9 protein-coding genes and 1 pseudogene are annotated in these 13,811 nt (G+C 56.7%); 2 read left to right on the top strand and 8 right to left on the bottom strand.

Translation table 11 applies throughout. The features are described from left to right. Position 1: 1 nt before the first annotated feature. From K3762_RS19065 to K3762_RS19050, 4 genes and pseudogenes are all read right to left on the bottom strand, one after another. The gene (locus tag K3762_RS19065; RefSeq protein WP_260013086.1) at positions 2–1,576 is read right to left on the bottom strand and encodes a class I SAM-dependent methyltransferase; all 1,575 of its coding nucleotides are present in this window, start codon (positions 1,574–1,576) and stop codon (positions 2–4) included. A 98-nt stretch (positions 1,577–1,674) separates the two neighbouring features. Then, positions 1,675–2,113, bottom strand: a pseudogene (locus tag K3762_RS19060) (NAD-dependent epimerase/dehydratase family protein); the annotation flags it as partial. A 279-nt stretch (positions 2,114–2,392) separates the two neighbouring features. Then, entirely contained in the window at positions 2,393–2,881 is a 489-nt protein-coding gene (locus K3762_RS19055; RefSeq protein ID WP_260013085.1) for a hypothetical protein, read from the bottom strand. Between the two features lie 80 nt (positions 2,882–2,961). After that, the gene (locus K3762_RS19050; RefSeq protein WP_260013083.1) at positions 2,962–5,706 is read right to left on the bottom strand and encodes a DUF4214 domain-containing protein; all 2,745 of its coding nucleotides are present in this window, start codon (positions 5,704–5,706) and stop codon (positions 2,962–2,964) included. A gap of 282 nt (positions 5,707–5,988) precedes the next feature. On the opposite strand from K3762_RS19050, the gene K3762_RS19045 reads away from it, so the two are divergent. After that, the gene (locus K3762_RS19045; protein WP_260013081.1) at positions 5,989–6,303 is read left to right on the top strand and encodes a helix-turn-helix domain-containing protein; all 315 of its coding nucleotides are present in this window, start codon (positions 5,989–5,991) and stop codon (positions 6,301–6,303) included. Between the two features lie 151 nt (positions 6,304–6,454). Here the strand turns inward: K3762_RS19045 and K3762_RS19040 are convergent, their stop codons facing one another. Together K3762_RS19040 and K3762_RS19035 are read right to left on the bottom strand one after the other, a co-directional pair. After that, entirely contained in the window at positions 6,455–6,664 is a 210-nt protein-coding gene (locus K3762_RS19040; protein WP_260013078.1) for a DUF6447 family protein, read from the bottom strand. Positions 6,665–6,751: 87 nt separating this feature from the next. Further along, positions 6,752–9,493: a DUF4214 domain-containing protein gene (locus tag K3762_RS19035; RefSeq protein WP_260013076.1), complete on the bottom strand. Its 2,742-nt coding sequence runs from the start codon at positions 9,491–9,493 to the stop codon at positions 6,752–6,754. 311 nt (positions 9,494–9,804) lie between these two features. Here K3762_RS19035 and K3762_RS19030 point away from each other — a divergent pair, with 311 nt between their 5' ends. Continuing rightward, complete coding sequence (locus tag K3762_RS19030; RefSeq protein ID WP_260013074.1) at positions 9,805–10,113, top strand: helix-turn-helix domain-containing protein; 309 nt, start codon at positions 9,805–9,807, stop codon at positions 10,111–10,113. On the opposite strand, the gene K3762_RS19025 is transcribed toward K3762_RS19030, so the two are convergent. Then, positions 10,110–11,315 carry a glycosyltransferase gene (locus tag K3762_RS19025; protein ID WP_260013073.1) on the bottom strand — a complete coding sequence of 402 codons (1,206 nt, stop codon included), beginning with the start codon at positions 11,313–11,315 and terminating at the stop codon, positions 10,110–10,112. The two genes, K3762_RS19030 and K3762_RS19025, sit on opposite strands and share 4 nt — an antisense overlap. A gap of 116 nt (positions 11,316–11,431) precedes the next feature. Further along, positions 11,432–13,810: a glycosyltransferase gene (locus tag K3762_RS19020; RefSeq protein WP_260013070.1), complete on the bottom strand. Its 2,379-nt coding sequence runs from the start codon at positions 13,808–13,810 to the stop codon at positions 11,432–11,434. Between the last annotated feature and the right edge of the window lies 1 nt (position 13,811).

The raw sequence follows: 13,811 nt of genomic DNA, 5'->3' as shown, positions 1-13,811 counted from the left end.
TCTACAAATCGAGCGGGTCTTCATGCGCTAGATCTAATTTTCCTTCAGCGGATACGACGCCCAAACGGTGGAGGAGGGGAAGACGGTTCTTTTGGAACGCTTCAAACTGGTTTTGGAGCTCCGCTAGGTTGGCCTCTGCCGTTTCCAAGACGCCTCCATTCTTCTGGAGCCGCTGGCCTTGCGCTTCGAACATCTTCCAGACGTATTCGGCCGGATCGCCCAAGTTACGCGAGAGGTTGTTGATGAACAGTTGCTCAAAACGGGACACTGCGACCCCCGTGCCAATGACCGGAGAGGCCAGATATTTTACGCTGTCGTCAAAGGCGGCATTTCGACAGAGCTTGGCATTCATCCGTTCTGTTCCCGGTCTGACCGCGCCCACAACCTCCTCAGGGCTTATCGGCACGAGCATGCCCAGATCAACCAGCACTCTGAGAGCTTGGTCGATTTGGGTGTAGGTCAGCGGTTGACTTACAGGGGCAGTCAAAATGTCCTTCACCGAGAGGATATAGCCATTGTCTGTGGTGAAAGCCTCGAGAATTCGCCCATATAGGTCTTGATCCAGGTTTGCCGTCCCGCGGGCGCCTTTGATGGTTTCGGGGAGGTTTTCGGCATGTTTTATGAGCATGAACTTTTGCTGCAAAAGCTGCCGTTGCCGCGCGTGGGGCGTATGGGTCCTTAAGCCTTTAACAAAAATATCGCGCCGGAACCGCTGAGAGACAAAGACATCGCGCAGATCGCCTGCAGCACGGGCATCGGGAGCAAGGCTCAGGATGTCTTTCGCCTTTGGGGTCAGATGAATGCTTTCCAACCCATCCAAAAGAGTACTTGAGCCCAAATGATCCAACTTGGCAGGGGCCAGTGCATCACAAATCTCCGAGAAGCTCATGGGATCCCACGTCTCGTTGAAAAACTCATGTGCGAGGTAGATCGGGTCCTTCTTCTTCATGTCCTCCAGTTGCGCTTTAGCGATCGGGTTCTGGGCAAAGAACTTGGCATCGGCCTCCAAAACCTCAGTGGCAAAAGCCAAGGCGGCGCTCACCCGATCGACGACTGTACCACTGCGATGGCTTTTGTAGTGCTGGGCCAGAAGATCGCGGAGAGGGGCAATCCCCTCCCATCCGGCGCTTACATTATAGCTGATATAGAACAGGCCGCCGGGTTTGAGGTGATTGCGGGCGATCTGCACGATTGCCGCCCGTGCCTTGCGCGGCACCCAAGACCAGATGCCATGGAGCACGATTATATCAAATTGGGGCAGGTCGGGGCGTAGAAGCAGGTCCTGAAAGGAATCGTCGAACAGCTTTAGGTTCCCGGCCCCATGTCTGGCATATTCCAATGCGGTTGAGGTTTGTGTTGGGCTGAAATCAGCCCCCCAGTACTGGCCGGCGTTGCTCGCGGCATGCATGTTCAAAGAGATGCCCTGTCCAAACCCCAGCTCGAGATATGTGGGGTTGTCCGGAACGGAATGTTTACCGCCCTCCATCAGGGCCGCGAACTTCAGGCTGTTCGGGGACAAAAAGGAAAAATGCCCGAACGTATAATCTACTTCGGATACGTAGCCCGAATTCCACATATGCACTTCCCCGTATTTCGTCTCAAATGTGTAGGCGGCAGGGGGCGCTCTGGCAATGGATATGCTGTGAGAGGGATTGGATGCGGCTGCTCAAAAGGTCAATGATCGTAATGGCCGGATTTCTGCCATCGCCAGGCGTTGCTGATCATCTGTTCCAAAGCCGAGCGCCGATCTCATGGGGCACCGCTTAGTTGGTTACAGCACGGCTTTGAACCAGCACCTCGCGTGCCGAAAAACCGCTGCCGTTGCCAAGGTTGAACACCCGGCTGCCCTTATCCTCGTAAAGCCATTGTAGGCCCAGAACATGGGCGCCAACCAGATCGCAGACATGCACGTAGTCGCGAATACAGGTGCCGTCGGGGGCCCATGCGCTGCTTCAAAATCGCGCAGAATACCTTCGATCGCGCGTTTCGATACGCCATAGGCATTGATTGGATATTGCGTGCTGCTTTCATCCAGTGCGACATTGTCCTGATCATCATAGGTCGCACAGGTGGAGGAGAGGATGAACCGCTTACAGCCCGCCGCCAATGAAGCAGGGGGCGCCTGAGAGCTTGGATTCTGTCGATCTCACCACCTGAGTCGATACAATCTGAAACTTGCGCCAATTAGGATTGATGTATGGCAATCCTTGCCATAGTTCCCCCTCTGCAAGGTGAGAACGTGATCTATGCTGGGGCAGACAGAAGACGCTGCTCGATTTGCGCAGGTTTTTGTGTAGCGCCATCTATCTCATCGGGACCCATGAACCTATCACGCAGTGCGGATCGCGACCTGACATTGCCGCCGCTTTAACAGGTCCCAGCCCCTTAAGCTTTAGGGCGTCACCACGCCTTTGGTGCGTACCAACGCCCCGTCTTTGGCCTCCACCAAGCCATAGGTCTGCCGAAGGATGGCTTGAGCTTCTTGCTCGGAAGCCTCCGCAATAGCGTGTGTCCCGCCGTTGGGAAAATACAGGACGTTACCTTCAAGCCGGTATCCCGTTTCATAGAAGCCGCAGTCACCGAGAAACACAGTACGCCCATCTTTTCCAGGCGACGTATTGGGCTCGTAAGTGCAGGCTAGGCCCGCGCTTGCCGTACTGATGGCCGCGCCGGTAAGAAGTCCTTTGAACATCATGTCGGCTCCTTTGGTTGGGGTCTCTAAGGATTTACCCTCGTTGAGGGTCTCAGACAACGCCACCTCCACCGCATAAGCGGAAAGCTGTCTCTTGCGTCGCGCCGCGAATGGCAGACCGGCGAGTGGCCTCTTGAATGCACCGCGACCATGTCTGTTTGGCCATCCACACAGGCTGGAAATCGTCATCATACGTCATGGTAGGGGGTGGCATGTAAAAAGGGCCGCCCAAAGGCAGCCCTAAATTCCGTAACGTTTAAGAGGTCGCCTTAGAAGACGTAGAGGCCATTGGTGGCGGTCTCCGTATCAAGGCCGGTCAAGCCAACCGTCCCGGTCAGTTCGATCAAGACATCGTCACCTGCACCATCGGCCGCCCCTTCCGCAAAGATGAAGGAGTTGCCGAGGTATTCGAAGACTGCGGCTTCATTGCTGCCGATCAGTGCTTGAACTTGATCAACCGCCTGCTGAAGGGTGGTTGGGCCTGCGTTCTTGAAGGTGATCAGGCCATTCTCGACCGACGCATTCACTGTACCGGTCGTATCGTCCACTGCTTGAACCGCGCCAGCCAGCATAATGATGTCGATATCGGCTGAAGAGGTGAGGTTCTCAGCCGTTCCCTTCTCGAACCCAGCAAGCTTCACATGCTCCGCGATCGCGGCTGCAGCACTTGCCGCGCCATCCTGCGCGGCAAGAACATCATCGCCCGACCCCAGGCTGACAGTTCCCGTGTCCTTCAGGTCATTTAGCGAAAGCATAAGCCCGCCTGTCATGCCCGACGCGTCCACGGTCGCGAGGTTGGTTTCATCGTCGCCAGTAATGAGACCTGTGCCATCGCTAAAGTCGACCGTGAGCGCCTGTGCGCCGGTGATGGTTGCTGATGTGAGGACACCATCTGCAGCTGCAGTGGCTCCGCTGACACCGTAAACATAGTCAAGGTTGTTTACAGCATTGTCGCCGTCAGATGTGATCGACACCGACGTGGCTTTCGAGCCTGTTGCATTGAAGTCGGTCTCATTGTCACCCGCCGCATTCGACTTACCAACGAAGTCGGCATCCAGATTGATCGCAAGCGAGGTTGCGTTGGTTGCAACCACATTCGCAGTGACGCCAGTTGCGAGGGTTGTCGCTTCTTTTGTCTCATCAATGTCCAAACCAAGGGACAGAGCGCCTCCGGTTGTCTGCGTCAGGGTCAGTGGGGTTCCCCCCATGTTGCCGGTGGCCCGGAAACCTACGCCAGCTCCCAGATTGGTTAGGGTAGAGGCGCCGGTCAGAGCGCCAGAGCCAATAATCTCTGTAAGCGTGTTGTTCGACGCCAGAATATTCACGTCGAGCGTGGTGCTAAGAGCTTTGACGTCGAAGACCTCGAAGTTGCTGAAGGCCGTGATGTTCGCCGCTCCTACAGCTGTCAGCTGCAGCGTGTCGCTGCCTGCGCCCCCATCAATGGTGTCGCCTTTAGACACGGTGCCGCCGCCTACCATAAAGGCGTCATCGCCTTCGCCGAGGTTGACGCTCAGCATGCCGGTGCCATCCGAGACCAGCGTTACAGTGTCGTCTCCCGCGCCTGCATTCACAGTAGTGGTGCCGGTGCCAGAGGTGTTAACCGTGATCATGTCTTTGCCGTCACCAGTATCCAAAGTGGCCGCCACTTCAGTGCCAGCCTTATTGGAGGTCGCAGTTACGGTGAGGACGGTGTCATCCCCGCTGCCGGTTTTGATGTCGGCAACCGCTTTGCTGGGGCCAAAATTATAGGTGATATCGCCGGTGCTTGCCGAAGCATCAACCGACGTCACAGCTTTGGTGCCAGTATTAGTAACCCACAAATCGCTCGCGACAGCCGTATCCAGGGTCACCGCCTGCACATCTTTCCCTGCAGTGACGTTCATAAAAATGACATCCACTGTCGTATTTACGTCGGCAGCATCAACAACCGTGCCCGAAACAGTGATTGAATTCAGGGCATCCCCGGAGAGGTTAAAGTTGCTGAATTCAGCGACCTCATCGAGGGCGATGGCCATTGTCGCCACGCCAGTCGCGGCGGCGACACTCCCTCCCGCTGTTGTCTTGCGGAAACCCGCCGTGGTGGTTGCGGCCAAGTTGGTCACAGCGGTTGCGGAATTGACCTGCCACAGCTGCTCAACGCCCATGTATTTTGAGGCGTCGCCGAAGGCACCAGGGTCTCCTGCATCCGCGTTAAAAATATTGACGATCTCTACATTTTCAACGGTGCCAACAGTGGGGAAGCTGTTGTTCTCGTCGCCTTTGCCGCTGCCGTTGCTGTAGATATTCAAGGTATCTTTGCCAGCACCGCCATCAATCTCATCAAAGGCGGAGAACGTGGTTGCATCTGTTCCAGTGCCATTCACGGACAGGGCATTGAACATGTCGTTGCCAGCGGTTCCCACGAAAGTGTCCGCGCCTGTTGTAAGGATGAATGTGTCGCCCGGGTTGGCCACACCTGACAAGAAGGCGTCCGTTTCTGCTTTGGCTGTGACAACAGTCGCCGGATCATTGGTCACGCCGTCCATGATGTCGATCGCCGCGGATTTGGCGGCAGTGTCGAAGACGAAGCCGGTTGTATTGGCGGCATCTGCGGCGAAGTCGCGGCCCACATCGATTTTGTTATCGAGGGTAGCTTTGTCGAAGGTCGGCGGGGTCGCCGTGGGGGCGTCCACGGCGCCGTTGATGATCGCTTCGATCATGTCGGCCACAGAGACCGACCCGGATGCCAGAACATCAGACCAGAACTGCAGACCTGGCCCGTCTGGCGCGCGGTTGAACAGGTTTTGGTAGACAGAAGTTATGAAGGTTGTGGGCGAAGCCACACCGGGGGAGGTTAGGTAGGGGTAAAGCGCGGTGGCTTCTGCCGAACCTGCAAAGTCCGCAGCGATTGTGTTAAATTCACGGCCATTATCGATTTGGTCGATCCAGAATTGAAGACCGGCGGGATCCGGCGCACGGTTGAAGTATCCTGCGTAGAGAGCGGCGAGCGCGTCAACTTGGGCGGATGTAGCCATAATAATTACCTTCCTGCGGTGTGTCTGTTGGTGTTTGTTTTGTTAACAGCGACCGGGCAGCAATAATCCTCCAAAGGTATATTAGGGCGAGATTGCGGATAGATCGCCTATACAAAGTAGCAAGTCTTCACCCATCAGGCAAGATTCGATGTCAATAGGTATATCTATCATTTGACGCAACGTGATGCTATGGAGTCACAAGGCGCTTTTTCGCCGAATGGAGAGCAGGAGACATCCCCGCCTTAAGGGGCGGGGATGGGTAAATAGGGAAGGCTGAGAACGATGGCATACGATAAGATCGCTCCTACAGCCTCGCGCCAAAAAGAGCCGCGGGCTGAACTGGGGATCTGGCTCAGAGCTCTACGCGAAGCGCGGGGGATTTCGCAGCGCCAACTCGCAGATGAGCTCTCTCTGCCGTACTACACCTTCATCTCTCAGCTTGAGACCGGGCGCGGAAAAATCCCGAGCGCGCGGTACTGTGATTGGGCAAAAGCGCTCGAGCAGGAGCCACGCGACTTCATGATGACGCTGCTTCGCTATTATGAGCCTGAAGCCTACGGCATGCTTTTTGGCGACACCCAAACGACCACGAACTAAACTTCTAAAGCGATTACACTGGGTGCCGTCCCCCTCAAAGGCCCTTTATTCCGCCAGCTGTTTGCGTTTGAAATGCTCGGCGCCGAAACCCTAAAGGCCTCCACTGTTTCCAGAAGAAGCCCTTTTGATATCAGACAACGCGCCGGGGCGCTTATTGCTGCGGCTCTACCTTCGCCAGCTCTTCTTGCAAGGCCCGTGCATAGGCATTTCGCGCCGTTTTCGCAAAAGCTTTTTGGTGCTCTAGCCGTTGCAACTCGACCTCTACAGCCCGGATGTTGCCGAGCTGCGTTTTGGCCTCATCCGTCAACTCGTCCAGAGCGTAGTTTTTGCCATCAATCGAAATCATCTCTCCGTCAGCCATGGTCGTATTCCTCAATTAGTGGGGGGGTAGATATGGAAAGGGGCCACCCAAAGGCAGCCCCAAATCCGTAAGATTTAGATAGAAGTCTTAGAAGACGTACAGGCTGTCGCTGGTGCCGACTTCGTCGAGACCATTCAGACCTGTTGTGCCGACCAGCTTTACGGCCGTATCCGCACCGGCACCGCCATCAACGAAGATGTAGCTGTTTCCGACATACTCAAAAACTACTGCTTCACCGGCTACGGTCACTTCACTGGCAACAGTGCCAAGTGCATCTGTAAGCGTGGTCGGGCCAGCGCCTTTGAAGGTAAGCAAACCGTCTTTGATGATGACGTCAGCAGTGTCAGCATCGCCCGCCTGAGCGACCGTACCACCGGTAGTCACAACATCGAAGCCTTCTTGCTGCGTTGCATCCTCTTTGGTGCCTTTACCGATCGAAGCGATATTAGCTTCATCAGTGATCGTCACCACGTCGTCACCCGAACCCAAGGTCAGAGTACCGCCGTCAAACGCATCGCTACCAGCCGATGTCTTCAGTTCAGCAGTGCTAACAGTCAAAGCGCCCGCCATTGCCGAAGCATCGATTGCGGTCACAGCCGAAGCAGAGCCAACACTTTCAGTGATCTCAAGGTTCAGAGCCTGCGAGCCGGTGATAGTCACGGTCTTCAGAGCGTCGGCGCCGGAAGTGGCAACTTGGGCAGTCGTCAGGTCCAGATCGTTGGTCGCATTGGTACCACCGGAAGTGACATTGATAGCTGTCGCTTTGCCAGCAGTCAGGTCGATTGACTGGTTGTTTTCAGTCGCGCCAGCGCCCGGGGTCTGGACGAACGCGGAGTCAGAGCTGAACACAGTGTTAACGGTGGTCGCATTAGATGCCACAACGTCAATGCCTGCATCATTTGCCGCGTCTTTGGTGCTATCAGCGTCCAGGGTAACAGTCAGATCGCCAGCTGTCTTCTGCGTCAGCGTCAGATCGTTCCCACCCATATCAGCAGTTGCACGGAAGCCAACGCCTGCACCAAGGCTGGCCAGAGTTGCGCCACCGCCGGCGACAGCATCAGAACCAACGAATTCTGTGACAGTGTTGTTTGTCGCAAGAATGTCGACGTCCAGGGTACCAGACAGGTCTTTAACATCGAAGACTTCAAAGTTGCTGAAGGCAGAGATGTTCGCCGCGCCAACAGCTGTCAGCTGCAGAGTGTCCGAACCCGCACCGCCATCGATGACGTCGCTTTTGGAGACAACACCATTAGCTGGCGCTGTCGTGTTAACCATGAATGCGTCATCGCCTTCGCCGAGGTCAACACTCAGCTTGCCAGTACCCGCATCAGTGGACAGTGTCACAGTGTCATTACCAGCGCCCGCGCTAACGGTGGAGGTACCAGTACCTGTGGTTGCGACTTCGACCATGTCGTCGCCAGCGCCAGCTTCCAGAACAGCGGCAACTTCAGCGCCGGCAGTGCTGGAAGTGACTGTCTGGATCTCGACGTTGTCGTTGCCGCTACCGGTCTTGATTGTGGCAACGTCGCTGTCAGCACTGGTGTAGGTGATGGCGCCGGCGCTTGCCGAAGCATCAACCGAAGTCAGGTCTTTGCCAGTGTTCTCGATGGTCAGAGAAGTAGCAACACCTGTGTTCACAGTCGCTGCCTGAACGTCTTTACCAAGAGCAACATCCAGAGCCAGAGAAGCTGCTGCTGCTGCTGCACCTGTAGTAGTCTGAGCGAGAGTGCCGGAAACGTTCGCAGAGGCCAAGGCCGCGCCTTTGACATTCACTTCTGCAACGTTAGTGGCCTTATCGCCCTTAACGCTTTCAAGAGCGACAGATGCAGCAGTTGCTGCATCAGCAGCAGTCACTGTCAGGTCGTCAGCAGTCGCAGCGGTCAGATTGCGGAAACCAGCTGTGGTCGAAGCTTCTACCATGCTGATGTCGCTTGCAAAGGCAGCTTGCCAGATTTGTGTAGCGCCCTGGAAGTTAGAAGCGTTCACATCGCCAAAACCATCATCGTCGATGTTGTTGATGTTGACGGTCTCAACATTCTTTACCGAAGCAGTTGCCGGGAAGCCCTCGTTCAGATCACCAGCATCTTGCGCGAAGATGTTCAGGGTATCTTTACCAGCGCCACCGTCAATCGAGTCGAATGATGAGAAGGTGGTAGCGGCTGCACCAGTCGCATTCACGGACAGAGCGTTGAAGGTATCATTGTCCGCGGTGCCAACCAGAGCATCTGCACCTGTCGTGAGTGTGAGTGTGTCACCTTCGTTGGCTTCGCCTGCCAGGTAGGCGTCTGTTGCGGCTTTCGCAGCGTCAACAGTTGCTTCATCGTTGGTCACGCCGTCGATGGCTGCGATCGCTGCGGATTTTGCTTCCGCATCGAATTCAAAGCCGCTGGTGTTTGCAGCGTCTACAGCAAAGTCAAGACCCACTTCGATTTTGTTCTCGAGGGTGGTTGCGTCGAAGGTCGCGGGGGTTGCGTTAGGAGCATCAACGGCGCCGATGATGATCTCTTCGATCATGTCAGCCACGGAAACGGAGCCCTGTGCCAGCACGTCTGTCCAGAAGTCCAGACCAGCCTGATCGGGTGTGCGGTTGAACAGGTTCTGGTAGATGCTTGTGATGAAGGTCGAAGGCGACGCGACGTCAGGCGCAGTCAGGTAAGGATAGAGGGCAGTGGCTTCGGCGGATGTGGCGAAGTCTGCGGCAATTGTGTTGAATTCACGGCCGCCGTCGATTTGGTCGATCCAGAACTGGAGACCAGCGGGATCGGGCGCGCGGTTGAAATAACCGGCGTAAAGGGCGACGAGGTCGTTAATTTGTTCTGATGTTGCCATGGTTTTTGCTTCCTGCTTAATAAGCTACACGATGATCTTTTCACGAGCGACCGCGCGGCAAAAATCTTCCGAAGACGGCATTGTCGCCTGATCGCGGAATGATCGCTAGGGTTGGGATTAACAAATCGCTTGCCACCGAGCAAGCTTTATATCCAGTAAAAAGTATACCATCCTCTTCTAGATGATGTTATGGATACAGTCAGTCACAGAGCTCACTGGATTTCTTTCGGTAGTTCCGTCCCTTAGCTGTAACAAACAAGGCTTAGCCCCAGCCAAAGGGGGGCTTTGCCGCGAACAGGAAGCCTCGTAGTATGGCACATGATAAGATGACCCCCGCTGTTGCGCGCGACAAAGATGCTCGCGCAGAATTGGGAAGCTGGCTGAGAACCTTGCGCGAAGCCCAAGGCCTATCGCAGCGCCAACTCGCGGACATGCTTGATCTGGATTACTACACCTTCATTTCTCAGCTTGAGACCGGTCGCGGCAAAATCCCAAGCGCGCGGTACCGCGATTGGGCCAAAGTCCTTGAACAAGAGCCTAAAGCCTTCATGACCATTCTGTTGAGCTATTATGAGCCGGAAGCCTATGAGATGCTCTTTGGCGACGCCGAAAAAGCCTAAAGCTTCGATCTAGCGGCCGTCGTCTGCACCTCGAGACGCTTTTGCAAATCGGGGTGTAGGCCACGCGCTTTTTGCTGCTCTGATCTCAAGCGCAAGGCCAGATCTCGCCCGGCATGAAGCGAGGTCTCTTCGGCCCAGGCGACAATGTCTTGCGCATAGGAGGCGGGGGCGTGATGCGCCTCAAAATAGACCCGGCCTGCGGCGCCAATCTCATCCCCTGCGCGGCGATCAGCGGCGAGCTCTAAAAAGAGCGCCTGCAGTTGCGCGACTTCGTCGTTCACGTCGATAGAATAGGCCACGTCTTTAGGTAAGCCCGCATACCAGCCCTCCCGGGTGACGACCGATGGCGCCCCCGCATTCCAGATACGCAGCTGACTGCCAGAGGCTTCCCCCATGCTGGGATGACGTAGGTTCAACACCAGATGGGCCTGGCGCAGGGCATCATCCAAGACCGGCTCTGAGACAAAGCCATGCAGATGTACCCGGCCGGCCAAGTTCAACTGGTTCAGCTTGTCGTATATGAGTTCCGGGTTCCAAATTTTGCCCATCACATCCAGCCGATAGTCAAAATTCTCCGGCATCTGCGCCAAAGCATCCAAAACCTGCTCAAGCCGCCGGTTGGGGCCAATCCAGCCAAATTGCAAAAGCCGCAGCGGCCCGCTTGAGGTGCGGCGCGGTAACGGCGCCGGACCAATTTCGAAGGGCAGGGGTAAGACCTGGGCGGGCAGCTGCGGCAGCCGCGTCTGTACCGCCTGATGGGCCAGCTCGGTATGCGTGAGCACGCCAAGTGCCTTTTCCAGCGCCAACTCGAAGCCCGGCATCCTGGCAGAGATCACAGATCCTTTTTCAGCCCGGTTCAAACATGCCTCGCCTAGGCGCAGACCTTCGGCGCCATACCACTTTTCCATGCCGGCCAAATAGCTCGGCGCATCCCATTCGTTTTGCTCAACTGCCTCAATCATCAGTTCCTGGATCGCGAGATCATGCAGCACCACGATGGTGGGGATACGCTGTGCCAGGCGCAAAAAACCCGCATGGTAGACCCAGGAATTTCCGATATGCAAAAAGAGAACTTCTGCCCCTGTCCCGCGGCTGACGGTCGCAAAATCCCGCGGCATGACCGTATCTGGGTCAAAATTCTTGACTGTCGCATGGCGCTCCAGGGCCGGATCCCACTCCCGCGCATCGGTCCACAGAACCACCTCGGCCCTAGCGCTGAGGGCTGGCAAAACGCGCGCTGTGTAATGCGCAATATCGGTCTCAGCCGGGGGGAGGGGGCTGATCCAATGGATGGTCGGGCGCGGGCCTACGTCAGCCATCAGAGCGCCTGTTTGGCCAAGGCCAGGAAGGTGTCTTCAGAGCAGGGCAGTTCCAAGAGGTTCGCCCGCCCTGTCCCGGTAAACGCCCCGACACCGGTTTGGAAAAGCTGTAGCCGCAGCGTCCCCAAACCTGTCTGATTTGGAGCGCGACGGAAGCTGAACGTTGTCTCTCCGCCCGATGCCACAGCTTCACTCAGGGGCAGAATGACATTGGTATGAACTAGATAGCCTGTGTCATTGATCCATTCCGCCAAAAGAGCCGTTGCTTGATTGCCCGCAGCAGGCCACCAACCCGAAGAAGTGTTTTGGGCGGTGATTTGCGTAAGTCCGGTGTCGGCCTCGTCCTTGGTCAGAACCAGTTTACCTGACAGCCGTGCAGGATCGCCGTGATAGAGCCCAGGCGGCGGGGCGCTTGGCACCCCTGTTTTCCGCCCCACAAAGACAATCGTTTCTCCGCGCAGATGTAACGCGTCCTCGCGGGCGATCATGAGAGCTGCGGTCGCTGGATCCACATGAGTGTCATAGACGTCTGCTGTGCCTAAGAAATGGGTTTCAAATCCGGCTCCATGGGCCAGAGCCTCTACCTCACGGGGGGTGTATTCGCGGTTGTGCCGCCCGTAGACCCCGCCGGTAGGGACAAAAAGGCCGAAAGAGTAGGGGGACTCGCGATCAAGCATCTTTCGCACACCGCGGTGGCTGCCGACATTAGGTGTGGTGAGGATGATATGCCCTCCGGGCCGCAACACGCGGGCCGCTTGGGACAGGAAGAAATGCGGATCCAGAGCGAGGTGCTCAAAGATCTCCATGCCCAGCACCATGTCGAACTCTGCATCCCCATAGGGCATTACATCGCGCTCGATGTTGGCAGGGCGCAGCTCGATGTTAAAATCAGGGTAGGCCGGGTTCAGGCTTTTGACCGACTGCGCATAAGGATGTGGTCCTTCCCAGACCCCGCTCATTTTGACGTCTTCAAGCGCGTTGACGACCATAGCCTCAAAGGCCAAAGGCGGGAAGACTCCAACATCCAGAATGTCGCGCGGGGCACAGTCCACAACATGGTGCAAAGTGGTTAAGTAGCGCGTCCAATGGGAGCCCAGATATTGCGCCAATCCAGGTTCAACCGGCGCGGGCCCCGCTCCATTTTCCTGAGGCATGGTGTCAAAAGCATAGGCCTCCAGTACGTCGGTGATGGAGGCAAAAGGCAAGGCCGGCGCGGGCGGCGGCGCCACGGCGGCCTGCACCCGGGCCACCGCTTCTTCGGCCGGCGTGGCCGCGGCTTTCGCTTCAAGGGCCGCGATCTGTGCGGGCCCCGGGGCCGGCTTGGCCGTCTCTCCGGTCAGCGTTTCCACCACATGCTCCCAAGAGATGTTCAGGCTTTGATAGCGCTCGAGCCCGGCCTGGCCCATGGTCTCGGCCAAAGTGGTATCTTCATAAAGGGCGGTGAACGCCTTCGAGAGCGCCTCGGCATCAGGAGCGGTGATCAATCCTTCCTGCTCGTGAGAAATAAACTCTAACGGCCCCCCGGCATCGGTGGTGGTGATCACCGGCTTGCCCGAGAGCATGGCCTCCAGCGTGATATAGCCCAGATCTTCATCTTGCGGCGTAAAGACGACGCCACGGGCCTGGGCATAGTGCCGGATCATCGTGTCATTATCGATGCCGCCTAGCCACTCGACACGCCCCGAAACCCCCAAAGACGCGGCCAAGTTGCGCAATTCGTCTAAATAGGCGGGGTTTTCTGGCACGCCGGCGATGACCAGGCGCATTGGCCCCGGTGTCTTGGCCAATGCACGTAGCATCAGATCGACCCGCTTGGAGGGGTTCAGGCGTCCCGGTGCGAAGAGATAGTCGCCAAACGTGCCTTGGATCATCCGGTCCGCAAGCGGTGGCGGATGGTACAAGGGCGTAGAGGGCAGCCCAAGGTACGTTTCCAGCCGTCCGGCGACATTTTTCGAGTTCGCATAAATGGGGCGCGTGCTGCGTGCGAAAGCTGCGCGGTCTTCCGCCCGGATCATATCTCGCGCCATCATCCCGTCAGAACTGTCCAGCAGATCCGACGTGCCGGCATTCCACATGTCATAGGCCTGCCGATGTTGATGGATCAGCCAAAAGACCGGATTGGGATGTCGTGCGAGATAGGCGGGAAATTTAAGCCCGATCATCATGTCGATGGGCACCCCTTCCGCCTCTGACAGATCCGTCAGTCGCGCGGCGAGGATGCTGTCAGTCAATGTCTCCACAGGATACCATTTGAAGGGCAGGGTGATTTCGCAGGCCTCATGGCCATAGTGGCGCAGAGCGCTCACCAGACCGGCCGCATGACGCTCCGCCCCGCCGGTAACAAAAGGCACTTGGGTCCGGACAACACCAACCCGCATC

The sequence above is a fragment of the Sulfitobacter sp. W074 genome, from assembly GCF_025142275.1.
GTDB lineage: Bacteria > Pseudomonadota > Alphaproteobacteria > Rhodobacterales > Rhodobacteraceae > Sulfitobacter > Sulfitobacter profundi.
The sequence above is the reverse complement of the archived record's forward strand: the minus strand, read 5'-3'. Positions and strand labels throughout refer to the sequence as shown.